This window comes from Paraburkholderia sp. BCC1876 (assembly GCF_902833695.1).
Taxonomy (GTDB): domain Bacteria; phylum Pseudomonadota; class Gammaproteobacteria; order Burkholderiales; family Burkholderiaceae; genus Paraburkholderia.
The window spans coordinates 34305-59782 of the sequence record NZ_CADFGI010000002.1 but is presented as its reverse complement, the minus strand read 5'-3'; the positions used below and the strand labels follow the sequence as shown (position 1 = coordinate 59782).

Below are 25478 nucleotides of genomic sequence, written 5' to 3'. Positions count from 1 at the left end.
GAAGGGCATCCGGCCAAGCCATTTCCAACATTGCGCTTACTTGTGTACCGATTCCTAGTCTTCCGACGCGTCGCGGAATTTGTCTACAGACGCCGCGTAATTGAGATGGCCTTTTATTTTGGCGATGTCAGCCTCGGCGACCTTTTCGTGCGTCATAAGATGACGATATGCTCGCAACTTATTTCGATAACCCTTTGTCAATCGTATTTTTGGTCCATGCACTAACAAACCATGGACCTTCAGGCGTTCCGGCAATTTGTTGACCCGTACCTTATGCTCGGCCAAAGTCCACGGTCCAACGGAGAATAGCGCCCTAACATCAGTCTCAAGTTGCGCTGGATATTCTTCCGTTCCCGAAAAAACTATGTCGTCAGCATAACGCGTCAGCCGAATACTGTAACGAGCCGCGATTGCTATCAGTGCTTCATCGATAAGGCGGAAACAAATATTCGAAAGGACTGGACTAGTCGGCGCACCTTGCGCAAGAAAGCCAGCGAGACATGAGAGACGAGCGACCAACATTGCTCCGTCTCGACCAAAGCCAATAGCTTCGAGCGAGTCCGAAACTAATTGGATCGGCGTTGTAGGAAAGAAATCTTGGATGTCGACGGAAAACACCCATTGCGCATCTACGTGCAGTGTGGCGGCTTGTATGTGCGACCTAGCACTAACGAAACCATACACATGATCTGCAGGCTTGAAACCATGGGAGAGATGAACCGACAGCCACTTCTGTATAACTTTAAGTGCGACCTTTGGCGCGTCAATCCGACGCGTAGTCTGGCCTTTTGGAATAAAAAAAGATCGATAGTGCTTTCGAGTCCGATTTTCGAACGACCAAATAAGTCCTGGATTCACGCCAAAAATGGTCGCCAACTGAATACGTGAGCTTACGGGAGGCAGATCGAGGAGCACCAGCCTCTCGATTTCCGCCAATTCTTCAGGCCGAGCGGCGTCACCGAGCGCACGGCTTAATTCGCCCAAACTCGTATACAAGAAATACTGCGACTCAAGGAGGGGTTGCGGGAGCCTCATTTAGCAAAGTTTTCTTTCGTTTAGAGCCGACGAAATGGTCGGGGATTCGAAGGATCACCGGCCATTTCGTCGGAATCCTTCTGTCCATGATCTTGGCGAGTGGGTATGATGCATACCCGCGCCGAAGCTCCCGCAGCGCGAAGTCTACTGGCGGTTGCGCGCCAACGCAAGCAGCCTTGAGATGTCTGGACTAGAACGCCCTTTGACAGTTCCGAGTTCCTGCAACGTCTGTAGCGAGAGAGCGTATTTGCCGTGATTGACCCAGACGATCTTTCCGCTTCGCCTCATCGCGTCGAGACGGCGAACAAGCCAGCCCGGCGAGGGAATCGAGAACCCCCGTCGAATCAATTCGTCTCTAAGCTCAGTTGTAGTGACCGGGGCACTGTGACGGATGGCTCGTAAGCACGCAAGAACGCTAGGTAGGTTTTCTCCCGTGGTCGTATCAAGTGATTCGAGCCGACAATCCAGTTCGTCGAGGTAGACTTGCGCTTTCGCGCGCATCTCGGCTACTACGAGACCTTCGAGCGCCCTTTTGGGTTCGATCCATACACGAGCGCTGTCAGCGCCTAGCGACAGAAATACGTTGCGTACGTCATCCGCAAACGAGTGAAGCAACGTTGCGCGTAGTCCTGCTTCGATGTCATGTGTTTGTTCATCGGTCAACAAGAACTCCACAGTCGCGCCCGCATCAAGTAGTACAGCCTTAGCCTCCTGAAGCCGTCGGTTTGTGGGCAATTGTCGATTATCGGAATCCCGCGTTACGGGAATAAACACGAAATAGCTTTCCCCGGGCGCACTCGGTTGAATGATCTCGCCCGCTGTGCGAATCTGCAACTCTTCAAGCAGGCGCGAAATTTGGATTGCATCAAGCATGCACTTGTTTCCAAGCAGAGACAATTACACCCATGAAAAGCTCCGCGCGAGAAGGCCACGACCGAGCATCTCGCACAGCGACCGTGTTGAGTGTAAAGTTTGAGCCGCCTGAAAAATCCACAGATATCTCAGGATGATAGTCGGCCGCGACTCGAATAGCGTAGCCACGCTCCATCAGGTCAGCCAAGTCCAAAACAGCCGATTTAGCTCGTTCACACAAGCTGACAACTTCACCGTCTGACAGTTTTTGTGCCTTCCGCATACCTTGCTTGAGTTCCCGTTGGACCGTTCCTCTCAACACTTCCGGAACACCCGCGTGAGCCATCGTTGCCCATTCTGTCTTAAGACTGCCGAGGCCTTTTTTGACCTCCAGAAACGATGCATAGTAGTATCGGTTAAATGCTGATCGGCCAAAGAGATCACGCTCCAAAACGTCGCTTCGATTTTGCGCTTCGAGCTGCAGATATTGGGCAACAATTTGCACGATGAAGGCCTACGTTTTTCTTTAACATCGATACCCTCGCGCGAGCGCCTGCGAGCATTGCACACTGGCGAACAGTTTCAGCAATGCTTTGGTCGAGGCTCGCAAGCGCGTCACACGCCGATCATACGTAACTTTATACGAATAAACCAAAATGAGGGCGAGACGCGGGCGGTAGTTTGGCGCGACCGGTAGGCATCCGCATTCGCTACTACATCTAGCGCTTTGGTTGCGTATCTGAAGTGCCGGAGTCCGTCAAGTAGTTTGACGCATCGCTATCAAGTCGAGCTTGGACTGATGCAGTACCCAATTGCGTGATTACGCGTCCGCTCATCGATGCCGATACAATCCGCTGCATAACCGCCAGACATTTGATAGTCGCCTTGCCAGTCGAAAAACAAAAAACCCCGCAAATCATTGATTTTACGGGGTTTTTCCACCATTTCTGGCGGAGAGACGGGGATTCGAACCCCGGATAGGTTATTAACCTATACACGCTTTCCAGGCGTGCGACTTAAACCGCTCATCCATCTCTCCGGCGGGGAGCCGAATTATAGCAAACTTCGGGCCTTGCGCCACACCCCTCTGCAAACCGCGCTAAGGATGCCGGATGTAGTCCACCAGCGCCCGCGTATAGGCGTCCGGTTTCCGGTCCACGAGACTCACGCCGATCGCCACCAGAAACCCCGCCGGCACGCCGAACACGCCCGAGCTGATCGGCTCGATCCCGAACCACCTCGCGCCGGCGAAGCCCGTCATCTGCGTGAAGAACGGATAGGTCGAGACGATGTAATAGATGCACACGAGCAGCCCCGCCAGCATCCCCGCCACCGCGCCGAGTCGCGTGGTGCGCTTCCAGAACACCCCCAGCACCAGCACCGGAAACAGACTCGACGCCGCCAGCGAAAACGCCGCCCCCACCAGAAACAGAATATTCCCGGTATTCAACGACGCCACATACGACGCGAACAGCGCCACCCCCAGCAGCAGAATCTTCGAGACCGTCACACGCCGCTGACTCGACGCCGTCGGATCGACCATGTGGTAATACACGTCGTGCGACAACGCATTCGCAATGGTGAGCAGCAAACCATCGGCGGTCGAGAGCGCCGCGGCCAACGCGCCCGCCGCAATCAATCCCGACATCACATACGGCAACCCCGCAATCTCGGGCGCGGCGAGCACGACCATGTCCGGCTGCATCTGAATCTCGCTCCATCGCACGACGCCGTCGAGGTTCGTATCGTTCAGACTGATCAGACGTGGTTCCACCCTATTCCATTGCGTGAACCATTGCGGCAGATCGGCGAAGTGATGGCCCACCAGGTGGGTCAATATCTCATACTTGATCAGCACGGCCAGCACCGGCACCGTCAGATAAAACAGCGCGACGAAAAACAGCGTCCAGCCGACCGAGCGTCGCGCGGACGCAACCGACGTCGTCGTGTTATAGCGCGTCAGAATATGCGGCAGGCTCGCCGTCCCCAGCGAAAGGCACAGCAGCAGCGACAGGAAATTGCGCTCATGAATGCGCCGTTCCTCATCGTTGGCTGCGGGAAACGGCTCGTGCATCGGCACCGGCGCGGCGGCACGCATCAGCATTTCATCGCGGCGCTGGCTCCAGACGATCTGCGCGGCGGCCGCATCGCGGGGAAACTGGTCGAGCGCTTTCTCGCGTTCCTTGATCTCGCGCAATGGACCGTTATGGCGCCGCAAATCGGCCACCTCCTGCGTGAGACGCGACTTCTCGTCGATAAACGATTGCGGCAGCGTATCGAGCCGCACCTGCATCCGGGCGGCCTGGCGTCGATAGTCGTCGCGCACGGTCTGTTCGAGCGGCGCGTCGCGCACCTGTTTCTCGAGACCTTCCACGCGCGCCATCAACCGCCCATAGCTGAATTGCGGCAGCCAGCCGAGGCCGTCCTTGTGCGCGATCATCGACACCGGTATCAGGATCGCCGCGATCAGGATGATGTACTGCGCGACCTGGGTCCACGTGACCGCGCGCATGCCGCCCAGAAACGAGCACACCAGAATGCCCGCGAGCCCGCAGAAAATGCCCACCGCAAAATCGACGCCGATAAAGCGCGTCGCGATCAGACCGACGCCCTGAATCTGCGCGACCAGATAAACGAACGAACAGAGAATCGCCGCCAACGCCGCGAGCCCGCGCACTGCGTTGCTCGAAAAACGCGTGCCGAGAAAATCGGGAATCGTGTAGCGCGCCAGTTTGCGCACGTACGGCGCGAGCAGAAACGCGACGAGGCAATAGCCGCCGGTCCAGCCCATCAGATACGCGAGCCCGTCGTAGCCGGTCGCATAGATCGACCCCGCGAGGCCGATGAACGACGCCGCCGACAACCAGTCGGCGGCCGTCGCCATGCCGTTGAACACGGACGGCACGCGCCGCCCCGCCACGTAGTATTCGACCAGATCGGAGGTGCGCGACAGCAGGCCGATCACCGCATACACCGCGATCGGCACGAACAGGAACACATAGCCGATCCACACGCCGGGGCCGGTGGTGCGCTCAATGCGCCACATCACGTAGATGAACAGAAGGAAGCCGAGCGTATAGAACGCGTATGAACGGATCAGGCGATTCGTGAGCTTCATGGGCTCAACGTCCGCGCGGCACGGGGGTGCTGGACTCGGCGCTGGCGTCAACGCCAGGATCAGCGCCGGAAACAGCATTTGCATCAACGCCAGCATCCGCCTCGAACGCGCGCAGCAAGCGGCGGTCGGCGCGCTGCATCAGCACGATATACACGACGATCAACGCCATATAGATCAGAATCGCGCCCTGCGCGCCGAAGTAGAACGGCAGCCTGAATCCGCCCATCCGTACATGCTCCAACGCCGGCGCCATCAACGGCAACACGAACGACACGAGAAAGCCCAACGTCATCAACGTAGCGATCAGCGCGACGTTGAAGCGCCAGTACTTGCGATGCGCGCGCGCCATCGCCACCGACACCGCAGGCGGTTCGGGTGGAGGATTCAACGTAGCGTGAGAGGAGTGATGCGGCGCGGCCATGCGCCTATGTATCAAAAAGCCACCGGGCAGGCAATCGGGATTGTCCGCGCGGTGGCTTTTTACGGCCTGATTCGAGTGAGAGATCGCGTCATCCGGTCAGGCGCGCATCCTGGGATGCACGCCTGACCCGAACCCTAACCCATCACAGCGATTCGCCGAGCTGGTCGAGAATCGCCGGGTTCTCCAGCGTCGACACGTCCTGGGTGATCTCCTCGCCCTTCGCGAGCGAACGCAGCAGGCGACGCATGATCTTGCCCGAGCGCGTCTTCGGCAGGTTCTCGCCGAAGCGGATGTCCTTCGGCTTCGCGATCGGACCGATCTCCTTGGCCACCCACGCGCGCAATTCGTTGGCGAGCTTCACGGCCTCTTCGCCTTCCGGACGCGCACGCTTGAGCACGACGAATGCGCACACGGCCTCGCCGGTCGTCGAGTCGGGCCGGCCCACCACTGCGGCTTCCGCGACGAGCGGATTCGACACCAGCGCCGACTCGATTTCCATCGTGCCGAGCCGGTGACCCGACACGTTCAGCACGTCGTCGATCCGACCCATGATCGTGAAGTAGCCGGTGTCCTTGTCGCGCACCGCGCCGTCGCCGGCGAGATACAGCCGGCCGCCGAGTTCTTCGGGGAAATAGCTCTTCTTGTAGCGGTCCGGATCGCCCCACACATTACGCAACATGGAAGGCCAAGGACGCTTCACCACCAGAATCCCGCCCTGCCCGTTCGGCACGTCCTGCCCGGTTTCGTCGACGACCGCGGCCATGATGCCCGGCAACGGCAGCGTGCACGAACCCGGCACCAGCGGCGTGGCGCCCGGCAGCGGCGTGATCATGTGGCCGCCGGTTTCGGTTTGCCACCACGTGTCGACGATCGGGCAACGGCCGCCGCCGACGTTCTCGTGATACCACACCCACGCTTCGGGATTGATCGGCTCGCCGACCGTGCCGATAATGCGCAGCGACGACAGGTCGTAGCTCTTCGGATGCACCTTCTGGTCGGCCTCGGCCGACTTGATCAACGAGCGGATTGCCGTGGGCGCCGTGTAGAACAGCGTGACCTTGTGCTTCGCGATCATGTCCCAGAAGCGGCCGGCGTTCGGATAGGTAGGCACGCCTTCGAACACGACCTGGGTGCCGCCGAGCGTCAACGGACCATACGTAATGTAGCTATGGCCGGTAATCCAGCCGATGTCGGCGGTACACCAGAACACGTCGCTGGGCTTCCAGTCGAAGGTCCACTTCAGCGTTTGCGCGGTCCACAGCAGATAGCCGCCGGTGCTGTGCTGCACGCCCTTCGGCTTGCCGGTCGAACCGGACGTATAGAGAATGAACAGCGGATGCTCGGCGCCGACCCACTCCGGCGGGCATTGATCCGATTCGGCTTGCGCGAGTTCGTGCATCCACAAATCGCGGCCTTCGTGCCACGCGACCTTGCCGCCGGTGCGCTGATAAACGATCACGCTCTTCACCGCTTCGCAGCCGCCCATGGCGAGTGCTTCGTCGGCGATATTCTTCAACGGCAGCGCTTTGCCGCCGCGCATCTGTTCGTCGGAGGTAACGAGCGCGACCGCGCCCACGTCCACGAGGCGCTCGTTGAGCGACTTCGACGAGAAGCCGCCGAACACCACCGAATGCGTAGCGCCGATCCGCGCGCAAGCCTGCATCGCGACGATGCCTTCGATCGACATGGGCATATAGATCACCACGCGGTCGCCCTTCTTCACGCCGCGTTTCTTCAACGCATTCGCGAAGCGCGACACGCGTTGCAGCAGATCCTGATACGTCACATTGGTGACGGTGCCGTCGTCGGCTTCGAAAACGATCGCGACGCGCCCGCCGTTGCCGGCTTCGACATGACGGTCGAGGCTGTTGTACGACGCGTTCAGCTGGCCGTCTTCGAACCACGTGTAGAACGGCGCGTTCGATTCGTCGAGCACCTTGGTGAAGGGCGTATGCCAGCTAAGCGTCTCGCGGGCGAGGCGCCCCCAGAAACCTTCGTAATCGCGTTCCGCTTCGGCGGCGAGCGCCCGGTACGCATCCATGCCGGAGATCGCGGCGCCGGCCGCTGCTTCAGCGGAGGGCGGGAAAACGCGGCGTTCCTGAAGAACCGATTCAATCGCAGACATCGACAACCCCTTGGTGAAAATCAAACCTGAAACCTGTGCCGGCGCGCGAGCGGTCAACGGCATGCTGCCAGGATAAATGCCGCAACTTACCTGTCACTTACATCAGGCCGTCGCAGCGCATCGTGCAAGAGATACTGGGATTGTTATGTTAGCTGATGCGCTCCGGCAATGTCATCGGCAGCACGGGGCAATGCTTATGTGGAGCGGGTGCGCGCGATCGGCACCAGGGTTAGCCCGGAGACGTCGGCGCGCTTCTGCGTCGGGATCAGTGTTAACCCGTGCCTCGGCAAGCGCTCACACTAAACGCCTACCCGGGCGACTCGCCGCTCGACGATCCGGTCATTGCCTTGAAGGCGTCCATATCGAGTTGCGCGAACTCATCGTCGAGAAGCTGACCGTGGATGGCCAGGATCTCCTGCTCCTGCAGATGCAAGTGGCGCGCGATATCCGGCCGGTCGACGCCGCCCCGCAATTCCCGGATCACGGCTTGCACAACTTCCGGCGACACGGGTGGCGTCATAGCGGGACTCGGCGGCAAGTTGGCACGCTCGATCCGGATCTGTTCATCCACGACCAGCAGCGAGCTTTGCAAATGTAAAAGCTCAACATGTAAAACGGTATCTTCCGACAGGCGCAAATCGTTCGCTATCTGATGGGCCGGCAACCCGGCTTCGGCCTGGTTAATGATGGCGGATACCAGCGCGCTTGAAGTTTCCACGGGTGGCTCGTCGACACGCCGACGCTTCGCCACAGGCGACGATGGCTCAGGCCGGCCACGGACCGGCTGCGTTTCACCGTCAGTCGACGTACCGGGTTGCGGAGACCGCAGCGCTCCACCCGGCAGGCCGTCACCATGAAGCGGCCTGTTGCCCCGTTCGGCTGCCCCGACGCTGCACTGAAACGCCGCCGACGACGCCACCGACGTATCGAACACCGCAGGCGCCGACCCAGGTCGAACGCTCGGTGCATCGCTTCGACTGGCCACCGCCGGTTCGCGGTCGACCGCTTGACTACTGACTGACTGGAGCTTCATTTCGCTATCCCTGAATGAAAGAGAAATCGGAGAAATGCAGGTCCATTGAAACGCCGCGACGCCGTCAGCAGGTCCTATCTATTTGGATGCACGACCGCACGAATCGTCACGACCGGCGAGACGCAACAGTCGCCTTCAAATATAGCGTGACGGCTATATATAAGTACGCCGAATCGCGTTTCCATCTCTCTACTATTGATCAAGCGGCGCCGATCCAATCTATCCGGCGACGCGGACCCGGCTCGCCAGGCTCAAGCCTGGTTTCTTTTAATTTCAGGAATCACGACATGCAAGCAACGTTGCAAAATCAGTCTTCTTTCTTCCCAAACCTGACTCAACTGAGCACGCAGTTCGGCGGCGCGTCGTCACTCTCGCGAACCCCGGCATTCAATAACGGCCGCAACGCGTCCTCGCCGTTGTCGAACATGGCGAGCGGCTTTTCGAAGAGCACCTTCTCGGTCGTCGGTCAGAACACGGTGAATGGTCAGAGCAGCACGTTCTTCGCGCAAGGCACCACGATCAATCGCGGGCCGGCTGCCCAACCGATGCAGGCAAGCTGGGGCCGCAATACCAGTCAGAGCGGCTACGGCGACTACTCGCGCGGCGGCAACGGCACGTCGCAAGGTCGGTACTGCGGCTGCAACGAGCGCGGCCGAACCGATCAGACGCAATGGAGCAATACGCCGGTCGCCAACAACAAGACCAGTATCGATCTGGGCGACTACAAACTCGACTTCAGCAAAACCAATTCGTCGATGCTTCTGACGAACAAACAGACCGGCGATACGACGAACATCTACGGTGACCCGCATATCGAACAACACGCCAACGGCGCGAACAAAACGTCGGCGATGTTCAACGGCCCGATGACGTTCATGCTGCCGGACAACACCAAAATCAGCGTGGGCACCCAGGCGGCCGGGAACAACCCGTCGGTCTCGTACGCGGATCAGGTCACGATCACCAAGGGCAATCAGGCGTATCAGGTCTCCGGTCTGAGCCAGCAGGACTCGGCGGCCCTCAGCGTGCAGAAGAGCAACAACGGCCGCGCGCTCGACGCCGCCACGCCGGACGGCTACACCATCGTGGCCGCCCGCAACGGCAGCGGCTTCATCGACCCGGCCACCGGCAAGCAACCCACCGCGGACGACTTCAAGAAAGCCGCCTAAGCCAAGCGCACGAAACGGGGGACGACAGCGCAGCGCGTTGTCCTCGAAGGACGCCGCGAACACATCCTCTATGTGTTCGCGGCGTCCGGCGATTTTGCAGTGATCTAAAGACTGCCGGCGGAACGCCTGCTTTGCCGGCAATCCCTGAAGCTAAGTGCTTTCTCCGTCACCGGCCACGAGGCGCGCGGTCGCCACCCGCACACGCTCCTTCGCATCGTCATGCCGGACTCGCTCCACCTGCCACGCGCTCAACGCGTGCGCCGCTACAGCGCGCGCCGCCGCATGCGTGTCGCGCGCGGCGCTCAATTGCCGCTGCAAGGCGGGCATGCGCGCGTCGTGCGCGCGCAGCGTCGCATGCCATTGCGCGCCAACGCGCGCGTCACGCCGACAAAGCATCAGCACCCGTTGCCGTTGCTCCGCGTGCTGGTCCAGCGCGGCGAACCGCGCGGCGAGCGCATCCGCCGCGTGCCGTTCATGCCGCCGCGCGTCGGCCAGCGCGCGCAGCGTGCGCCGTACGCGCAAACCGCGCACTTTGACCAGTAGCCGCCAGAACGCAGCTTCCCGTGCCGCATCGCGCATCACACCGCCCTCCCACCAGCGCGCAACGCATGCAGCAGCGCGCGCGTCTCGTCCCATTCACTGCTCCGGTCGTACGGTTGACGCAAAAACTGCTGGATCGCAGGGCGCCGCTCGATGGCAAGGTCCGTTTCCGCATCATGTCCCCGCTCGTATTCGCCGATCTGCAATAGCATCTCGACCTCTTCATAACGCGCGAGCCAATCGCGCACTGCGTTTGCGTCGGCGAGTTGCGTCCTGTCCGCGACGCGGCTCATCAACCGGCTGCGGCTGCGCAAGATATCGATCGCCGGATAGTGGCCGGACGCACCCAGTTTCGACGACAACTGGATATGCCCGTCCAGCAGCGAGCGCGCTTCTTCCGCGACCGGGTCCGACAGATCGGCCTCATCGGCGAGCACCGTGTAGAAACCGGTGATGCTGCCTTGCGCGGTCACGCCGGCGGTTTCGATCAGTTTCGGCAAGCGCGCGAACACGCTCGGCGGAAAGCCGCCGCGCAGCGGCGGCTCGCCGACCGCGAGACCCAGTTCGCGCAACGCGCGCGCGTAGCGTGTCAGCGAATCGAAGAGCAGCAACACGTTGCGCCCGCTCGCGCGCAATCCCACGGCGACCTGCGACGCGAGTTCCGCCGCCTTGATTCGCTCCGCCGCGGGACGGTCGGACGTCGCCGCGATCACGACGGTCGACGCGCGCCGGTGATCGAGATGATCGTGAATGAATTCGCCCACCTCGCGGCCGCGCTCGCCGATCAGCGCAACCACGATCGCATCGGTCGATGCACCGTTCGCGATCATCCCCATGATCGTGCTCTTGCCGCCGCCGGCCGGCGCGAAGATGCCCGTGCGCTGGCCGACGCCACAGGTCAGCAGGCCGTCGATCGCGCGCACGCCAGTGGCGAACGGCGTCGTGATAACCGGCCGCTCCAGCGGATTGAGTGTGATCTCGCCGCCGGCTGAACCAATATAACCCGCTGAACCCGCCGAACCTCGCGCAATGTCCCGTTGTGGCGGCAACGGTCCTCCGTCGAGCGGATTGCCGAGCCCGTCCACCACGCGCCCGAGCAAACCCGCCGCGTCGACGCTGCTCCACGCGCCGCAACCCTGCACCTCGGTGATATCCGACAGCCCGGCGAGTCCGGCCAGCGGCATCACCAGTGCGCCGTCATGCGCGAAGCCGACGACTTCGCCGTACTGCGCCTCGAGCGTATCGGGTCGCACCAATCTCACCTTCTCGCCGATCCGCAACGACACGCCCACCACCCGTGCAATCACGCCGCGTGCTTCGACCACCCGTCCGCGCAACTCGGGCGCGGACGCAAACGTGGGCCAGCTCTGTCCCGACGACTTGATCGCGCGCTCCGTCATGGGGCGCCCAGCGTCGCGATGGTCTGAATCCGATAGATGTCGAATGGAATCTCTTCGACCGCGAGCACGTCGGTGCGCCAGCCAAAGTCCCGCAATAACCGCGCGAGATGCGGCCGCAGCACCGCATTCGTCACGATCAATCCGATGCCCGACAGGTCCGCGCCCAGCACCTGCTGCGCGCGCTCCATCTCTTCAGCGGACAGCACGCATAGCGGCTCGCCGTCGGCCCCGCTGCGAATCTGCGCTTCGAGACTGGCCTCCCAGCCCGGCTCCAGCACCGCCGCCGAAATCGTCCACGATTCGAGGTCGGCGAAGTTGCGCGAAATCTGCCGCCCCAACTGGATGCGCGCCTCGCGCACCATCCGGTCGAGCGTGCGTTCACCCGCCGGCACCCGCACCACCGCTTCGAGAATCGCCCGCAGATTGCGAATCGGCACGCGCTGCTGCAGCAGTTGCCGCAGCACGCCGGCCAGCTGCACCGTACTCGCGGCCTGGCCCGCCTGCGCCACCAGCTCGCGGAATTCGATCCCGAGTTGATCGAGCAGAAAGCGCGTTTCCTGGGTGCCGAGAAAATCGGCCGCCGAACGCTCGCACACTTCGGCGAGGTGCTCGCACAGCGCTTCGTCGACGCTGGCTTTGCGAATCGCCGGATCGTCGATCGAGGTCGCCTGCGCGCTCGGCACCCACACCGATTTCTCGCTACGCGGCCGGTAGCCTTCGGTGCCTTCGAACGTGATGTGGCTGCCGTCGCCGCTCAACAGCGTATGCGCGGCGATCAGCGTGCCGCTCGCGAACGGCACATCCTCGACATCGACGATGTAGCGCTCCGGCGCGAGCCGCGCGTCGCGCAGCAGCGCGAGACCCGGAAACGGCACGCCCAGTTCGACCATCAGGTGCCGCCGCAACTGCCCGAGTTGCCGGTTCAGCGCTTCGGGCCGCAACGCGTCGAACGCTTTCAGGCCAAGCCGCAACCGCAAGGTCGCGCTCGTGCCCAGTTCGACGTCGTCGAGAATCCGCGGCACGTAGTTGCCGCCGTCGCGGGTCATACCGGGCATCAGCGCGCGTTGCGAGTTCGTCGCGGCTGCGGCGTTGCGCATCAGCGTGATCGCCAGCACCACCAGCAGCCCGCCGGCCAGCAGAAACTGCAGATGCGGGAAACCCGGAATCGCGGCCAACGCGCAACAGGCGGCGCCCGCCATGCCGATCGCCTTCGGATGCACCGTCAGTTGCCGGTAGATATCGCCGCCGAGATGCGCGTCCGCGCCGTCGGCCGAGGCCACGCGCGTCACCAGAATGCCCGCCGACACCGACACGATCAGCGACGGAATCTGCGCCACCAGGCCATCGCCGACGGTGAGAATCGTGTACGTATGCAGCGCGTCGGCGAACGACATGCCGCGCTGCGCGATCCCGATCGCGAGACCGCCGACGATATTCACCAGCGCGACGACCAGCCCCGCGACCGCGTCGCCCTTGACGAATTTCATCGCGCCGTCGAGCGAGCCGTAGAAATACGTTTCGCGTTCGAGCGCCGCGCGCGCCCGGCTCGCCTGCGCGGGCGAGATCACGCCGGAGCGCAGATCGGCGTCGATACTCATCTGCCGGCCGGGAATGCCGTCGAGCGTGAAGCGCGCGCCGACTTCGGCGACCCGGTCCGCGCCCTTCGCAACCACGATGAACTGGATGGCCGCGAGCACGATGAACACCACGAGGCCGACCGCCACGTTGCCGCCCACCACCAGTTCACCGAACGCGCCGATGATCTGGCCGGCGTGCGCATGCAGCAGAATCATCTTTGTCGACGCGATCGCCAGCGAGAGCCGCAACAGCGTCGTGATCAGCAGCAACGACGGAAAACTCGCGAGGTCCGCGGCCTTCGACACATACAGCGTGGTGCTCAGCATCGTCAGGCTGGAGGCGAAACTCACGCAGATGAACAGATCGAGCACGAACGGAGGCACCGGCACGATCAGCAGCGCGAGCACCGCTAGCAGGCCGAGCGCGACGGCAAGATCGGCGTGCCGCGCGAAGAACGCCGACAGATCGTAGCGACTAAGAATGGAACGGTTCGGCATGTTATTGACCAAGCTCCCGGTGTAGCGCACGGCGACGACTTTTAACGTAGGGGTCGCCCTCGTCGTCGCGGTATTCGCGTTTGATTTCGTTCTTGTCCATGCGCATCGTGCGCAGCCACAAGAACCGCTGGACGAAATAGTCGGCGAGAGCCGGCGCGATCTGCGACGCGGCCATCCACGCGAGCAGATGCGAGTGCGAGGTCGCCGTGAAGCCGAGTAGCGCCGGCAACGCGAATCCATAGATCGGCGCGAGCTGCCGCAACCACGCGATCAGCGCCTGCCAGAACAGCAACAGCAGAACCGTGAACTGCAACAGCGTGAGCAGCGTGTCCCACACGAGCCGCAGACTGAACATCTGCTTGAGACCGTTGAGCGGATTCAGCCGCTTCAGATCGGGCTTCACGCGCTTCAGGGCGATCAGCCCGCGTGTCTGGATCAATTCCGGCACCACCGCGGCCAGCACGCCGACGCCGAGCGTGCCCAGCACCTGCGGCATGAACGACGTCAACAGCGCGAGTGTCCGCGCGAACCGGTCGTCGAACGGGAGGCTTGCGTCGAGCGTCGTCACCGCCAGGATCAGCCGCGTGCCGAGCGCGTACAGATTCGGCGCTTCGATGAACAGATACAGCCACCAGCACAGACCGCTGAACGCGACGCTCAGGTGCATGCTCTTCGCGGTCTCGCCGTCGTCGCGCGCGCGGCGCAGCCGTTTGGGCGTCGGCGCTTCGCTCTTGTCGCTCATGGCAAGGAGCGCAAATGGATCAGATGGGTGAACACGATCTGCAGCTGCTCGAACAACGCGGGCACGCTGAGCATCGCGGCGAACGAGAGCACCATGGCCTTGACGGTGCGCGCGGTCGCGAACGGATTGAGCCGTTTGGCGTGGCGCGTCATCAGGCCGAACGCGACGTCGATCAACAGCACAAGACCGAGCAGCGGACTCGCTAGCCGCAAGCCTTCCGCAAACGAGCCGGCTAGCGAAGCCGTCGTGTCGCGCAGCGCGACGTGCCGCAACACCTCGACCAGATCGATGCGCCAGCGGCCCGGCGGCCACAGCACCCAGGCATCGGTGAAGAAGCCGAACAGCAGCGGCAAGCCGGGGCCCGTGAACATCGCCAGCGCGGCGAACTGCGAGAACAGCGTTTCGAACAGCGCGGCCTCCTGCTGGAAGTGCGGATCGTAGATCGCCGCGCTCGCATAGCCGCCCTGCTGATCGAGCACCGCGCCGGCCGCAGCCGCCGCATGAAAGATCGTGCCGAGCAGCAAGCCAAGCACCGCACCGGCCGCCGCTTCGACACACAGGGCCGGCCATACTTCGGCCGGCCAGCCGACCTGTTGCGGCAGCATCGCCAACGCGAGCAGCATCGGCACGCGCACCCGAACGCCCAGCGAGCCGCTCTGCCCGAACGGAATCAGGAACAGCGCGACGGCGGGCCGGATCGTGCAGAACGCGTAACCCGCGAAATAGCTCATGTAGTCCGGGTTCAATGCAGACGCCCCGCCGCGATGAAGGTAAACACATGCGCGAAAAACCGCGCCATCTCGCGGCTGGCCCAGGGCGTGGTCACGATCAGCACCACACCGACGCAGATGATCTTCGCGCCGTAAGGCAGGCTCTGATCCTGAATCTGCGTGATCGACTGCAACAGGCCGATCAACAGACCAACGATCGTCGCCACCGCGAGCGCGGGCAGCGACAACCAGAACACCAGCATCAGCGCGTCGCTGGACAACGTGGCGAGAGACGGGAGCGCGTTCATTTGACGTAACCGACGATCAACGCGTGCATCAGCTTCGACATGCCGGACACCGACACGAAGATGAACAGCTTCAACGGGATCGACACCGTGCTCGGCGACAGCATCACCATGCCCATGGCCGTGAGCACATTGGCGACCACCAGATCGACCACCAGAAACGCGATATACAGCAGAAAGCCTGCCTCGAAGCCGCTCGAGATTTCGCCGATCAGGAACGCCGGAATCAGCAGGCTGAGATCGGTCTCGCGGGCGTCGCGCGCCGGGTCGATACGCTTCACGGCGCCCACCAGAAACTTGCGTTCGTCGGGCCGCGAATGCGCGAACATGAATTCGCCGAGCGGATCGCGCACCGCCTGGAAAAGTTCGGCAGGTCGCGGCAACTGGAACTCGCCGCTGTCCGCGCCCGGCAGCGCGGCCTCGATCTTCGCGAGGGTCGGCGACATCACGACCAGCGTCGCCGCGAGCGCGATACCCGAAATCGCCATGTTGCTCGGCGCCTGCTGCACGCCGAGCGCGGAGCGCAGCAATGTCAGCACGATGCTGAACTTCGTGAACGAGGTCGTCATTACGACCGCCAGCGGCAGCAGACCCAGCATGAAAAACATGCCGATGGTCTGCAACTGGTCGAATTGAGCGCTCATGCCGGCCGATCCTCCTGGGTCAGCCGGGTTACGCGCACGCCGAGCGAACCCTCGATCTCGATCAGCTCGCCGCGCGCGAACGGAATGCCCTGGCACAACAGCGTCACGGTTCGCTCGCGTGCGGGCAGACGGAACGCGACGATCGAGCCCTGACGCAAATGCGCCAGCTCGGCAACCGAGAGCGACAGCGTGCCGAGCACGGCGTCGAACGCGAAGGTCAGGGAGTCGATGGGCAGCAGTTCGCTGGTCACTTCGACGGCGGGGGTTTCATCGTTCAGGACCTGGTCTATCAAGGTGTGCTCCTCAGTGAATTTCAAAAGAATCCGGCACGCGCCGAGTCGCAACGGCACGCGCAGAAAACACGCGTCCCGATCGAACAGCAACGCGTCGCCGACCGCGAGCTTGCGCAGGCGCGGCAGCGACAGCGACGGGCCAGGCAGGCAGATCGGCAGCCGCACGAACAGACGGCGCAGCAGCGCATCGGCGGCCGGTGGCGCGGGGACATGAAGACGCAGCCAGGCATCGACCGCGGGACTGCAGAACGAGAAGTGAGCGGTGCGGCCGTTCGCCATCTGCGTGACGGCGAGGCCATAGGCGCCCGCTTCGGGAACGGTGTCGAAGGCGACGCCGGTGAGATCGATCGTGAAACCGAACAGACCTTCGAGCGCGCAGAGCCAGTCGCTCAACGCGTCGGCGACATGCGTCAGCGCGGCGGCGCCGAGCGTGCCGGGCACTTCCGCCGCGAGTTCGGGCAGCAGCGCGCCGGCGTCGCAGGCGGCGCTGAACGGCGCTTGCGACGCCACGCCCGACAGGCGCAACGGATAGCGCGCGCGGCACGGCTCGAATTCGAGCGTGAAGGCGCGCCGGCCCGCGCGCACGATGCGCGGCGAGCCGAAGTGCCGCAGCGCGAGGTTGTGACGCTCGGCGTCGGCCAGCGTGAGGGTGTCGAGGTCGGGCCAGAGGGTCATGCGGCCTCCCGGGTGACGACGTGGCGAACGACGTGAGCCGGAGCGGGTCGCGTGGAGGGTTCGGGCGTGGGCGTGGGCGTGGGCGTGGGCGTGGGCGTTGGCCGTATCGCTATCGGCGCGGCCAGCATTGCCACGGTCTCCCGCACGCCCTGCCCGATCGCATCGACCATCGTCCGCCCCGCGCCGTCGCTCAGGTCATAGTGGCGCAACACCGCGGCAACGCCCTCGCGAATACCGCGCTCGAGCGTGCGCAATTGCACCGTCAACCCACCATCGATCACCCCGGCCTCGGTCTCGATCACGCACGAATGCGCGGGCAATCCCGCATCGGCGAGCACGGTGCAAAGCGGCGCACCGAGTTCGCGCTGAATCGTCGAGGTCAGCCGCGCCGTCTCCTCGAACACGGCCGGCGCCACGCGTATTGAAACGAGCCGCTGCGATTGCGCCACCGCCACCGCACGGCGCAATTGATGCGTCAACGCGGCCGACGGCGGCAGCGCGCCGACAATGTCGTTCACCACTCCCAGCACGATCTGCGCAAGCCGCTCCTCCAGACGTTGCGTGACGAACGCCGCCGCAGCGTCGCGTCCGGCGTAATCGCGCAACGCCGCAAGCTTGCCGGCCGCGTGTCCATGACGCCACGCGCGACGTTTCAACTCGCGCACCTGCTCGCCGAGACGGCCGCGTTCGCGTGCCGCGTCGGACGCGCGCTCCGCTTCGACGGCGCGCAGTCCTTCGAGCGACGCCAGTTCATCCGCACTCATATGTCCATCCGATTCGATGCGCCATGCGCCCATCCGGCAGATCAGCATCGGGGTACCTCCATCAAACGTTTCGCGTCGGCCAGCAGATCAGCGGCATCGACCGCCGACAAACCGCGCACACCGTAGCGCTGCGCGGACTGCGCGACCTCGCGCGGCAGCCGCAAACTCCACCAGAACGCGTGGCTCAAATCCGCGTCGGCCCGTTGCACCAACGCGAGTCCAAGCGCCGTCATGTCGTGACGATCGAACAGCGACGCGGCCGGTTCGACATTCAGATCGGCCGCGAGCGCGCGCGGGTGCCGCTGGATCGCGTCGAGCACGCGCGGCGCGACGCTGACGGCGAACGCCGTACGCGCCTGCGCAGCCACGATGCGCCGCAACGAACACGCACACGCGAGCGCGGCGACGACGCGGCACAGTCGCGCGCACGCCGGTCGCGGCCAGACGGGCAAGTCGGATGACCAGTCTGCGAGCGTCGCTTCGGCCAGTTGCGGATAGCGCTCGAACAGAAACGCGTGGGCGGCACGCGCGCTACGCTCGTTACGCACCGGACGCGCCGATTCGAGCCAACTGTGATGCGCCCAGTACGCCGGCGCGCATCGAGCGGTCGATGTCGGACTCGCCAGGTTTGCAGCGCTCGAATGCCGACCGCTTGCCTGCTCTGCGGATGACGGAACGGAGAGCCGAACAGGTTGCAGAGTCATGCGTCGTCTCCATGGCGGGCCGCTGATCGGGATTGGCCACCTGAGGTGTTGGTGGCGTTGGTGGCATGAGCGGCGTCTTGCGCGCCGTCGTCCCCGTCGTCGGCCTCGCGAGTTTCGTTGGCTTCTCGCGCGCCCTTGCCCGCACCACCCTGAAGTTCACCGCCCCGCGTGACGGCCAGACCACCGCGCGGCTTGCGTTTGAACCACGTGCGCCGTCCCGAGCGCCACAGCCACACGAAACCGGCCGCCGACGCCACGACCAGCGCCAGCACAGCCAGCATCGCCGTGGCGCGCGCCGGACCACCGCCGACGTCATGCACGCAATCCGTCGTGGTCACGCCGCCCGCGGCGCTGGCGACATCGGCGCCTTGCCCGCAATTGCCGGGAAACGTCAGCACCGGCGTAACGGGCAACAGCGTCAACGAGACGCGCGCGGAGGTCAGTCCTTCGACACTGCCCGCCACGATCGCGCGAATCCGGTCGCGCAGCAGGTCGAGGTTGTAATCGCTGCGGTAACGCATCATCACGGACGCCGACGGCAATGCGTCCTGCGCGGGATCCATCGGGTCCTTCGCCGGCAGCACGATGTGTACGCGCGCGAGCAGTACGCCATCCATCTTTTCGAGCGTTTCGGACAGCTCCTGCGAGAGCCCGTACACGTAGCGCACGCGGTCCTCCTCGGGACTCGAAATCAGTCCCTGGCGGCTGAACAGCTCGCCGAGATTGGCGTGGCCGCCGCGCGGCAGCGCGTACGCGCTCGCCAGTTCCGTGGCGATCACCGCGTCGCCGTCGTTGACCGAGACGTTCCACGTCTTGTCCGCGTTGCGGTCCTTGTAGCCGGTGATCCCGTGGTGACTCAGCGCGGCCACGATGTGGTTCGCCTGGTCCTCGTCCAGGCCTTCGAACAATGAGGTTTTGCAGCCGGCGAGGAGCAGCAGCAACGGCAGCACGATCAGGGCGCGGCGCATCAGCTTCGCTGCGACAGCGTCTGGATCGCGCTGCCGATCTGGTCGGCCACCCGCACCGTCATCTGCACGCGCACCGTGAACGCGCCCATGTCGGCTTGCAGACGCAACAGGTCGATGGTCGAGACGCGGCCGGAAGCGAGCCGGCCGAGATCCACCGACAGTTGCTGCACAGACATGTCCTGTGCGTTCTGCGCATGCGCCAGCAGACGCTCCATCAGCGAACCGGGGCCACCAGCGCCGGCGTCGGCGGTCGACATCGGGACCGATGCGCCGGCGGGCGCCGGCAGCGTTGTGATCGGAAGTTGCAACATCAATACCTGCCTCGAATAGTCAATCGTTCAATCGTTGAAAGAGGGGCTGCGGCGTGAGCGGGACGTGCCGCGCCGGACGCGCGCAAGTGCGCGGCATCGGCGTTGGCGTTAATAAAAGGCGCGCATTCCGGCAGCTTCAGAAACGCCACCGCCATCGAATTCGCACTGGGCTCGTCGCTGCCGACCACCTTCATCAGCGTGCGTGCCCCCAGCGCGTAATGACCGTCGAGCACCTGGGACGTGCCGAGCCACGCCCACGCGAGCGCGTTGTCGGGCACGACCTCGAGCGCCTTCGCGAATAGCCGCGACGCACCGCGATAATTCGCGCGATCGACCTCGACGAGCCCGAGCCCGAGGTACGGAAAGGCGCGCTGCGGATACAGCAGCGCGAGCCGCTCGAACAGATAGCGCGCGTCGTCGAAACGACGGTAGACGCGGGCAAGGTGACCGATCGAGATCAGCAATTCCAGGCTGTCGTCCTGCATCGGCATGGATCGCCGAAGACGCCGAAAAGGCGCCTCCGTCCTGGTTAAAAAGCGTTATCGGGTGTTCTGCGCCACGGCCTTCTGCGAATCGTTGACGCTGTTCATCATGTTCGTGGCGGCGGAGTTAAAGGTGCTGAGTTCGCCCACCGCCTGCTGGGCGCGCAGCATTTCGACGTTCCCCTGGTTGTTGCCTTGCGCACCATCGGCGCCGTTCGCACCGATGCCCTGCTGGAGCCCGTCGGCGTTCTCGGCTTCCTGCAGCGTGCCGTTCACTTTGTCGTTCTCTTTGGCGAGGATCTTCTCGAGCAAACTGAGCAGCCCGCCGGTGGACAGGCTGTGATTCTCGCTAAGCGCGGAACTGGGGGCGCCGGGCAAAAAATTGTTGATTCCGTTCAGATTCACGATTCCCACTCCTTACTATTTACCGCGCACGTTGACGAAGCTCGCGCTTCTTTCCACCACCTGCCGAGCCGCGCGCAAACACTCGACAAGAAGAATCAGTTCTTTCCTGAGCGCCGGCGACGCGTTCGTCACGGCGTCGCTCAGGCGTTTGATTTCCGCCGTCAGCCGGGCCGCGATCATGGTCCGGCCCGCGCCGCCGCCTGCGGCGAGTTGCGCTTCGAGCGGCAAATCGCCAAACGACCCGAGCGTGCTTTTACCGGCAGTTTTTGGGGGCATGGGCCGCATCCGCAACGAATTCGTAGATCGAGCCGTCGTCGTCGCGCGTGACTTCCGCGGCGCAGGCCGAGAGGCGACTGACATGGCCGATCGGCAAGCGCGCGCCGACGAAGTAGCGCACGCCCTGCGCATCCGTCAGCCAGGCCGCGTGACGGCTCGCGAGCAGATTCAGGCCGAGCGCGTCGAGCGGCACGCGCACCCGTTCGCCTTGCTGCGCATGACCGGGAAATGCCAGCTCGCGCAAGCCACTGATGTCGGCGCGCGCGAGACGCGCCACGCGTGCGTAATCCCATGCTTCAGGCGATAAAAAACCGTGAGCGTCGGGCAGCAGCGCGTTGAACGCGCCGGGCTGGGTCGCGCGCACCTCGGCACCGCGGTAATAGCGCGCGAGAAATTCGCCGACCTGTTCCTCCAGTTGCGCCAGCACGAACACATGCATCACCGGCGCCCGTTGCCGCGACCAGCCGTGCGCGGTCAGCGCGGCGAGATCGGTCGCGCTCTGCACATAGCCCTCGTAGACCAGCGCGCCGGTCTTCGGATCGACACGCGTCGTCACCAGCCGGAACGTTTCTTCGTGGCGCGTAAGACGCGGTTCGACGGACGGCGATGACGAACCGAGCCACGCCAGCATCACTAACGCGACCGGTACGCCGAAGGCCGTCGCCTTCGTTACCGGCGCGGCGTCGGACCAGCGCTTCGCGACATAGCCCAGTGGTTCGTGACGCAGCAGATACGCCCGTTCGGCGTCCCGTGCGAGCGCTGGACCCGGCGTATCGCGACCGCCGAAGCGGAACGTCACGCCGGCCACGGAAAACCACGCGCCGCGCCGCATCTGCACGCGACGTCCCGGCGGCACGCGACGCCCGAACACGGCGACGCCATCGTGCTGCGCCACCAGCGAGAGCGTGTCGTGTTGCAACTCGACGGTGGCATGCAGGGGTTCGACGCCGTCGTCGATCACGATCAGATCCGCGTCGCCGCCGCTGCCGATTCGCAACGGCTGGCCGGCGGACATCACCACGCTCGCGCCGGTATGCACGCCGTCCATCACGACGATCTGCGCGTCAGCGGTCATCGCGGGCCTCCCAGGGCATTTTTTGCACGAGCGGCGGTGCGGGCGGTGTGGGCGGTGCGTCTGCGCCACTCACCGCGCTGGAACCGGCCAGCGTCACATTCGGCGCACCGTCGCCGGTCACGCTCTTCAACCGCGGTGTAATCAGAATCAAACGCTCGAGCCGCTCATGCTTAGTCTGCGTATCGCGGAACAGCGCGCCGAGGTAAGGCACGTCGCCGAGCAGCGGCACCTTCGACGTCGTGCGCTCGCTGCGCTCGTACTGATAGCCGCCGATCAGCAGACTTTCGCCGTCGCGCACGATCGCCTGCGTGACGACCGAATGGTTGTCGACCTGCGGAATCCCATCCACCGACGACGTCGCGTTGAACGCGCCATCGTCGATCTGGATGTTCAGCCGGATATTGCGGCGCGGCTCCCCGCTCGATTCGATGTTCGGCGTCACCTTGAGCGTCAGGCCGGTGTCGATGTTGTAGAGATCGACGGCCTGATTGCCCGCGACCCGCACGTACACCGAACTGCGCGACGTCAGCGCCGCTTCCGTGTTGTTCAGCGTGAGCACGCGCGGACGCGACTGCACCCGCGCTTCGCCAGTCGTCTCGAGCGCGTTGAGCTGGGCGAACAGGTACTGCGCGGAGTTCCCCACCAGCGTCGCCAGATTCAGGCCGGCCGCCGCGCTGGCCGGCGCCATCAGCGCGGCCGCGCCGACCGAGAGCGGCGCGCTCGCGGCCCCGGATGCGCCGTTGATCCGCCCGTTCGCGCCGCCCCAACTGACGCCCAGCGAGCGCGCCGCGTTCGACGACAGATCGATCACCACCGCGTCGATCTCGACCAGTTCCTGCGGCTGATCGAGCATGGCAATCGCGCGCTCGTAGTTCGGCATCGTCGAAGCGAGGTCGCTGATGATGACCGCGTTGGTGCGCGCGTCGGCCACGATGTTGCGGCGCGCGGCCGGCGCGGACGGCAGCACGCTGCCGTCGATTTCGGGCAACGGCGCCGCAGCGCCCGCAGCACTCCCAGCGGCCGGCGGCACACTCGCCAGACCGAGCCCCAGCAGGCTCGGCAGCGGCGGCGGTCCGCCACGCGCATTGCGCGCTTCGGTCCGCGCGGCGGTGCGGGCATCCGCACGGGCATCGTCGGCGCGCGGGCGCGGCGCGTTGCTCGGCCCGCTACCCGCCCCGTTATACGGCCCGTTATCCGCCATCAACTGACGCAACAACGACGCGACGCCCGGCATCACCCGCTCCTGCGACCCGACCGTGTAGCGAATGTCCTGCGCCTGCGCGTAGCGCAACGGGAAAATGCGGATCACCGGGTCTTCGGGATTCGGCGCGACCGTGGTCTGCCGCTGCGCCTGATCGATCGCTTCCGCGACGGCGTCGACAAAGCGCGACGGCCCCGCCACCTTCACTGTCGTCGCCGAATATTTGATCGGCAGACGGGCGTCGTCGAGATCGAGATTGCGTAACAGCGAGGCGACCGCTTCACGAGTCATGGGCGCGAACGGAATCACCCGGCTGCGCACGTCCGCCGCGGTCGTCACATGCATTGCCTTGCCGTCGAAATACCAGACGAGCCCGTAGGCCTCCGTCAACTGTGTGAACACGTTGCCCGGTGTGTCGTCGAAGCGGCCGTTGACCGCTCCTTTCACATCGCGGCCAATGTCGGCGCTCAACCCTTCGACGGCGAGCACGTCGCGCAGCACGTCGGGCAGCGGCGCGCCGTTCACCGCGTAGTGAATCGGCGTGCCGTGCCATGCGGGCGTGGCGGCATGCGCCGGAATCGGTGCCAGCGATGTAAGGGAGGCGAGCGATGCAATCGATGCAAGCGGCAACAGCGCCCAGGCCGCCCCGAACGGACCCGCGATGTGACGCAGCGCGGCACGGGTCGCATACGGCGACCGGGACGGCGGACCGTCACCGGTCCTGATAATCGAATAGTTGCGCCACATCATCAGCATTAAAAATCCCTGGCTACGTTCATTGACAGCGTTGTAGAGAATTTAATGGCGACCAGCCGATGCCGGGTCATACACATGTAGGACGTAAGCGGATCGCTTAATGCCTTGACGCGAACGGCCATGGCAACCCATTACCGCCATTAGCCGCGGATATCGATCCGACGATCCGGTTTATCCCGAAATAAACCGGTCTTATCCAAAAAATACGAAGAAGATATAAATATCGGCAAGTCGTACCCCTGTATGACCTACTTCGTTCACAGAGAGAGAGGATTGACCAACCCGCTAATCGATTAATCCGATCATGACAAACGACCCACTCAATCCACCTCGAAGCGAATTTTCTTTATCGAAATTTCCTGGCGATTTTTCAGGAACCGATCACGTAATTTCGGCAGGCTCACGTCAGATTCCTACACGCAACTTCGTATGGTGATGATGCAGTTTTGCAATTTCGCGCCCGGCCTTGCCAGACCGAAGCTTCGCTCGATCAGAATCAACGGTTTTGCAACCTGTTTGCGGCTCGAGGAAATTTATTGGCGAATCATCGAAGAAATCGCGCGCCAGGAATCACTGACAGTGGGGAAACTGATTTCCAAATGGGCGCGTGAAATCGATATGACACAGGAAACCATCTGCAATTTCACCGGCTTTATCAGAATAATCTGTGTCACACAAATATTGGAACAGACATATCCCATCGATATGAAGACGATCGCGCCGGAATAGTTATTCACGTCGCATAATTCAGAACAAGGAGATGCATCGAACAGAGCCCATCACTCGCTTTATCCAGCAACACTCGACAACGATCGATCACCACGCGCAATTGCCCACGCGAAAACCGCAACTGAATGATTTAACTTTTAATCAGGGATTTTTCTCACTATGGCGAATACGATCGACAATTTCGGCAACAACATGCCGTACGATTTTGGCGAAGCATCGATGCCGCAGCAAAACGGCATGCAGTTCAACGCGAATTTCAGCACCGTGCCCATGTTTCCGCCTGACGACGACGGCGGTATCGACGCTGCCGGTGCTGCCCGAAGTGCCGGCGGCATGCGGCAGCCTTTTGCCCTGCCCGGCCAGAACGTCGACCCACAGGGACTGGCAGGCGCCGGTGCGGGCGGCAGCGGCGCGGGCGGAATGGGCATGGGGTTAGGCGGCATCATGAACATCGTCAAGTCCGTCCTGTCCGCCGTGATGCAACTCGCGCCGCCGCTGCTCGGCATGATGGGTTCGCTGATGGGCGGCCTGGGCGCGCAAGGCGGCCAGGGGAACGGCACCGCCTGACGCCAGCCTGAAAAAAACAGCCGGCCGCCGCGTTGCTGCGCCGGCGGCCAGATCCGGGGCGGCGTCACGACACGCCGCCCCGCGCCTACCTCGCCTTTTCTTT

General features: G+C 63.5%; 27 protein-coding genes and 1 tRNA gene. 3 read left to right on the top strand and 25 right to left on the bottom strand.

The features are described from left to right. Positions 1-54: 54 nt before the first annotated feature. From HWY05_RS06790 to HWY05_RS06755, 8 genes are all read right to left on the bottom strand, one after another. The gene (locus tag HWY05_RS06790) at positions 55-996 is read right to left on the bottom strand and encodes a reverse transcriptase family protein (protein ID WP_176057852.1); all 942 of its coding nucleotides are present in this window, start codon (positions 994-996) and stop codon (positions 55-57) included. Between the two features lie 183 nt (positions 997-1179). Next, complete coding sequence (locus HWY05_RS06785; RefSeq protein ID WP_176057851.1) at positions 1180-1908, bottom strand: hypothetical protein; 729 nt, start codon at positions 1906-1908, stop codon at positions 1180-1182. After that, the gene (locus HWY05_RS06780) at positions 1901-2392 is read right to left on the bottom strand and encodes a hypothetical protein (RefSeq protein WP_176057850.1); all 492 of its coding nucleotides are present in this window, start codon (positions 2390-2392) and stop codon (positions 1901-1903) included. The genes HWY05_RS06785 and HWY05_RS06780 overlap by 8 nt, the downstream gene beginning before the upstream one ends. A 443-nt stretch (positions 2393-2835) precedes the next feature. Then, positions 2836-2926, bottom strand: a tRNA-Ser gene (locus tag HWY05_RS06775). Positions 2927-2986: 60 nt separating this feature from the next. Next, positions 2987-5005: a sodium:solute symporter family protein gene (locus HWY05_RS06770; protein ID WP_176057849.1), complete on the bottom strand. Its 2019-nt coding sequence runs from the start codon at positions 5003-5005 to the stop codon at positions 2987-2989. Between the two features lie 4 nt (positions 5006-5009). Further along, a complete protein-coding gene (locus HWY05_RS06765; protein WP_176057848.1) occupies positions 5010-5426 on the bottom strand; it encodes a DUF4212 domain-containing protein in 417 nt (138 codons plus the stop codon). A 142-nt stretch (positions 5427-5568) separates the two neighbouring features. Next, the gene (acs, locus tag HWY05_RS06760; RefSeq protein WP_035562008.1) at positions 5569-7551 is read right to left on the bottom strand and encodes an acetate--CoA ligase; all 1983 of its coding nucleotides are present in this window, start codon (positions 7549-7551) and stop codon (positions 5569-5571) included. Between the two features lie 307 nt (positions 7552-7858). Continuing rightward, entirely contained in the window at positions 7859-8269 is a 411-nt protein-coding gene (locus HWY05_RS06755; protein WP_176057847.1) for a hypothetical protein, read from the bottom strand. A 602-nt stretch (positions 8270-8871) separates the two neighbouring features. On the opposite strand from HWY05_RS06755, the gene HWY05_RS06750 reads away from it, so the two are divergent. After that, on the top strand, positions 8872-9753 hold the full coding sequence (locus tag HWY05_RS06750) for a DUF1521 domain-containing protein (protein WP_176057846.1): 882 nt from the start codon (positions 8872-8874) through the stop codon (positions 9751-9753). 150 nt (positions 9754-9903) lie between these two features. On the opposite strand, the gene HWY05_RS06745 is transcribed toward HWY05_RS06750, so the two are convergent. From HWY05_RS06745 to sctC, 17 genes are read right to left on the bottom strand one after another with little or no spacing between them, the layout of a single operon-like run. After that, positions 9904-10332, bottom strand: a complete 429-nt coding sequence (locus HWY05_RS06745; RefSeq protein WP_244146537.1) for a hypothetical protein — start codon at positions 10330-10332, stop codon at positions 9904-9906. Further along, the gene (locus tag HWY05_RS06740; RefSeq protein ID WP_176057845.1) at positions 10332-11693 is read right to left on the bottom strand and encodes a FliI/YscN family ATPase; all 1362 of its coding nucleotides are present in this window, start codon (positions 11691-11693) and stop codon (positions 10332-10334) included. Before HWY05_RS06740 ends, HWY05_RS06745 begins: the two co-directional genes overlap by 1 nt. Further along, the gene (locus tag HWY05_RS06735) at positions 11690-13768 is read right to left on the bottom strand and encodes a flagellar biosynthesis protein FlhA (RefSeq protein WP_176057844.1); all 2079 of its coding nucleotides are present in this window, start codon (positions 13766-13768) and stop codon (positions 11690-11692) included. The genes HWY05_RS06740 and HWY05_RS06735 overlap by 4 nt, the downstream gene beginning before the upstream one ends. A gap of 1 nt (position 13769) precedes the next feature. Then, the gene (locus tag HWY05_RS06730) at positions 13770-14510 is read right to left on the bottom strand and encodes an EscU/YscU/HrcU family type III secretion system export apparatus switch protein (protein WP_176057843.1); all 741 of its coding nucleotides are present in this window, start codon (positions 14508-14510) and stop codon (positions 13770-13772) included. Further along, positions 14507-15241 carry a flagellar biosynthetic protein FliR gene (locus HWY05_RS06725; RefSeq protein WP_176057842.1) on the bottom strand — a complete coding sequence of 245 codons (735 nt, stop codon included), beginning with the start codon at positions 15239-15241 and terminating at the stop codon, positions 14507-14509. Before HWY05_RS06725 ends, HWY05_RS06730 begins: the two co-directional genes overlap by 4 nt. An 11-nt stretch (positions 15242-15252) precedes the next feature. After that, entirely contained in the window at positions 15253-15528 is a 276-nt protein-coding gene (gene sctS, locus HWY05_RS06720; RefSeq protein WP_035551582.1) for a type III secretion system export apparatus subunit SctS, read from the bottom strand. Beyond that, entirely contained in the window at positions 15525-16169 is a 645-nt protein-coding gene (gene sctR, locus HWY05_RS06715) for a type III secretion system export apparatus subunit SctR (RefSeq protein WP_176057841.1), read from the bottom strand. The genes sctS and sctR overlap by 4 nt, the downstream gene beginning before the upstream one ends. Next, a complete protein-coding gene (locus HWY05_RS06710; RefSeq protein WP_176057840.1) occupies positions 16166-17137 on the bottom strand; it encodes a FliM/FliN family flagellar motor switch protein in 972 nt (323 codons plus the stop codon). Before HWY05_RS06710 ends, sctR begins: the two co-directional genes overlap by 4 nt. Next, positions 17134-17949 (bottom strand): FliH/SctL family protein, encoded by an 816-nt coding sequence (locus HWY05_RS06705; protein WP_176057839.1) that lies wholly within the window; start codon positions 17947-17949, stop codon positions 17134-17136. Before HWY05_RS06705 ends, HWY05_RS06710 begins: the two co-directional genes overlap by 4 nt. Further along, a complete protein-coding gene (locus tag HWY05_RS06700) occupies positions 17943-18605 on the bottom strand; it encodes a hypothetical protein (RefSeq protein WP_244146536.1) in 663 nt (220 codons plus the stop codon). The genes HWY05_RS06705 and HWY05_RS06700 overlap by 7 nt, the downstream gene beginning before the upstream one ends. Further along, positions 18602-19573, bottom strand: a complete 972-nt coding sequence (gene sctJ / locus HWY05_RS06695) for a type III secretion inner membrane ring lipoprotein SctJ (RefSeq protein ID WP_244146535.1) — start codon at positions 19571-19573, stop codon at positions 18602-18604. The genes HWY05_RS06700 and sctJ overlap by 4 nt, the downstream gene beginning before the upstream one ends. Then, positions 19573-19884 (bottom strand): acyl carrier protein, encoded by a 312-nt coding sequence (locus HWY05_RS06690; RefSeq protein WP_176057838.1) that lies wholly within the window; start codon positions 19882-19884, stop codon positions 19573-19575. The genes sctJ and HWY05_RS06690 overlap by 1 nt, the downstream gene beginning before the upstream one ends. Continuing rightward, entirely contained in the window at positions 19884-20369 is a 486-nt protein-coding gene (locus HWY05_RS06685; RefSeq protein WP_035562023.1) for a hypothetical protein, read from the bottom strand. The genes HWY05_RS06690 and HWY05_RS06685 overlap by 1 nt, the downstream gene beginning before the upstream one ends. A gap of 54 nt (positions 20370-20423) precedes the next feature. Continuing rightward, positions 20424-20771, bottom strand: coding sequence for a hypothetical protein (locus HWY05_RS06680; RefSeq protein ID WP_176057837.1), 348 nt, complete (start codon positions 20769-20771; stop codon positions 20424-20426). Between the two features lie 15 nt (positions 20772-20786). Beyond that, positions 20787-21047 carry a hypothetical protein gene (locus tag HWY05_RS06675; RefSeq protein ID WP_176057836.1) on the bottom strand — a complete coding sequence of 87 codons (261 nt, stop codon included), beginning with the start codon at positions 21045-21047 and terminating at the stop codon, positions 20787-20789. Beyond that, positions 21025-22122 carry an FHA domain-containing protein gene (locus tag HWY05_RS06670; RefSeq protein WP_176057835.1) on the bottom strand — a complete coding sequence of 366 codons (1098 nt, stop codon included), beginning with the start codon at positions 22120-22122 and terminating at the stop codon, positions 21025-21027. Before HWY05_RS06670 ends, HWY05_RS06675 begins: the two co-directional genes overlap by 23 nt. Further along, positions 22112-24079, bottom strand: a complete 1968-nt coding sequence (sctC, locus tag HWY05_RS06665; protein WP_176057834.1) for a type III secretion system outer membrane ring subunit SctC — start codon at positions 24077-24079, stop codon at positions 22112-22114. The genes HWY05_RS06670 and sctC overlap by 11 nt, the downstream gene beginning before the upstream one ends. Positions 24080-24508: 429 nt before the next feature. Here sctC and HWY05_RS06660 point away from each other — a divergent pair, with 429 nt between their 5' ends. After that, the gene (locus HWY05_RS06660) at positions 24509-24808 is read left to right on the top strand and encodes a ribbon-helix-helix domain-containing protein (RefSeq protein ID WP_063771778.1); all 300 of its coding nucleotides are present in this window, start codon (positions 24509-24511) and stop codon (positions 24806-24808) included. A 159-nt stretch (positions 24809-24967) separates the two neighbouring features. Then, entirely contained in the window at positions 24968-25375 is a 408-nt protein-coding gene (locus HWY05_RS06655) for a hypothetical protein (protein WP_035551603.1), read from the top strand. Positions 25376-25478 lie beyond the last annotated feature (103 nt).

Coding starts and splice junctions, on each gene's coding strand:
- HWY05_RS06785 (WP_176057851.1), bottom strand. CDS start 1,908: ATGCTTGATGCAATCCAAATTTCGCGCCTGCTTGAAGAGTTGCAGATT.
- HWY05_RS06770 (WP_176057849.1), bottom strand. CDS start 5,005: ATGAAGCTCACGAATCGCCTGATCCGTTCATACGCGTTCTATACGCTC.
- HWY05_RS06765 (WP_176057848.1), bottom strand. CDS start 5,426: ATGGCCGCGCCGCATCACTCCTCTCACGCTACGTTGAATCCTCCACCC.
- acs (WP_035562008.1), bottom strand. CDS start 7,551: ATGTCTGCGATTGAATCGGTTCTTCAGGAACGCCGCGTTTTCCCGCCC.
- HWY05_RS06750 (WP_176057846.1), top strand. CDS start 8,872: ATGCAAGCAACGTTGCAAAATCAGTCTTCTTTCTTCCCAAACCTGACT.
- HWY05_RS06745 (WP_244146537.1), bottom strand. CDS start 10,332: ATGCGCGATGCGGCACGGGAAGCTGCGTTCTGGCGGCTACTGGTCAAA.
- HWY05_RS06740 (WP_176057845.1), bottom strand. CDS start 11,693: ATGACGGAGCGCGCGATCAAGTCGTCGGGACAGAGCTGGCCCACGTTT.
- HWY05_RS06735 (WP_176057844.1), bottom strand. CDS start 13,768: ATGCCGAACCGTTCCATTCTTAGTCGCTACGATCTGTCGGCGTTCTTC.
- HWY05_RS06730 (WP_176057843.1), bottom strand. CDS start 14,510: ATGAGCGACAAGAGCGAAGCGCCGACGCCCAAACGGCTGCGCCGCGCG.
- HWY05_RS06725 (WP_176057842.1), bottom strand. CDS start 15,241: ATGAGCTATTTCGCGGGTTACGCGTTCTGCACGATCCGGCCCGCCGTC.
- sctS (WP_035551582.1), bottom strand. CDS start 15,528: ATGAACGCGCTCCCGTCTCTCGCCACGTTGTCCAGCGACGCGCTGATG.
- sctR (WP_176057841.1), bottom strand. CDS start 16,169: ATGAGCGCTCAATTCGACCAGTTGCAGACCATCGGCATGTTTTTCATG.
- HWY05_RS06710 (WP_176057840.1), bottom strand. CDS start 17,137: ATGACCCTCTGGCCCGACCTCGACACCCTCACGCTGGCCGACGCCGAG.
- HWY05_RS06705 (WP_176057839.1), bottom strand. CDS start 17,949: ATGCTGATCTGCCGGATGGGCGCATGGCGCATCGAATCGGATGGACAT.
- HWY05_RS06700 (WP_244146536.1), bottom strand. CDS start 18,605: ATGACTCTGCAACCTGTTCGGCTCTCCGTTCCGTCATCCGCAGAGCAG.
- sctJ (WP_244146535.1), bottom strand. CDS start 19,573: ATGCGCCGCGCCCTGATCGTGCTGCCGTTGCTGCTGCTCCTCGCCGGC.
- HWY05_RS06690 (WP_176057838.1), bottom strand. CDS start 19,884: ATGTTGCAACTTCCGATCACAACGCTGCCGGCGCCCGCCGGCGCATCG.
- HWY05_RS06685 (WP_035562023.1), bottom strand. CDS start 20,369: ATGCAGGACGACAGCCTGGAATTGCTGATCTCGATCGGTCACCTTGCC.
- HWY05_RS06675 (WP_176057836.1), bottom strand. CDS start 21,047: ATGCCCCCAAAAACTGCCGGTAAAAGCACGCTCGGGTCGTTTGGCGAT.
- HWY05_RS06670 (WP_176057835.1), bottom strand. CDS start 22,122: ATGACCGCTGACGCGCAGATCGTCGTGATGGACGGCGTGCATACCGGC.
- sctC (WP_176057834.1), bottom strand. CDS start 24,079: ATGCTGATGATGTGGCGCAACTATTCGATTATCAGGACCGGTGACGGT.
- HWY05_RS06660 (WP_063771778.1), top strand. CDS start 24,509: ATGGTGATGATGCAGTTTTGCAATTTCGCGCCCGGCCTTGCCAGACCG.
- HWY05_RS06655 (WP_035551603.1), top strand. CDS start 24,968: ATGGCGAATACGATCGACAATTTCGGCAACAACATGCCGTACGATTTT.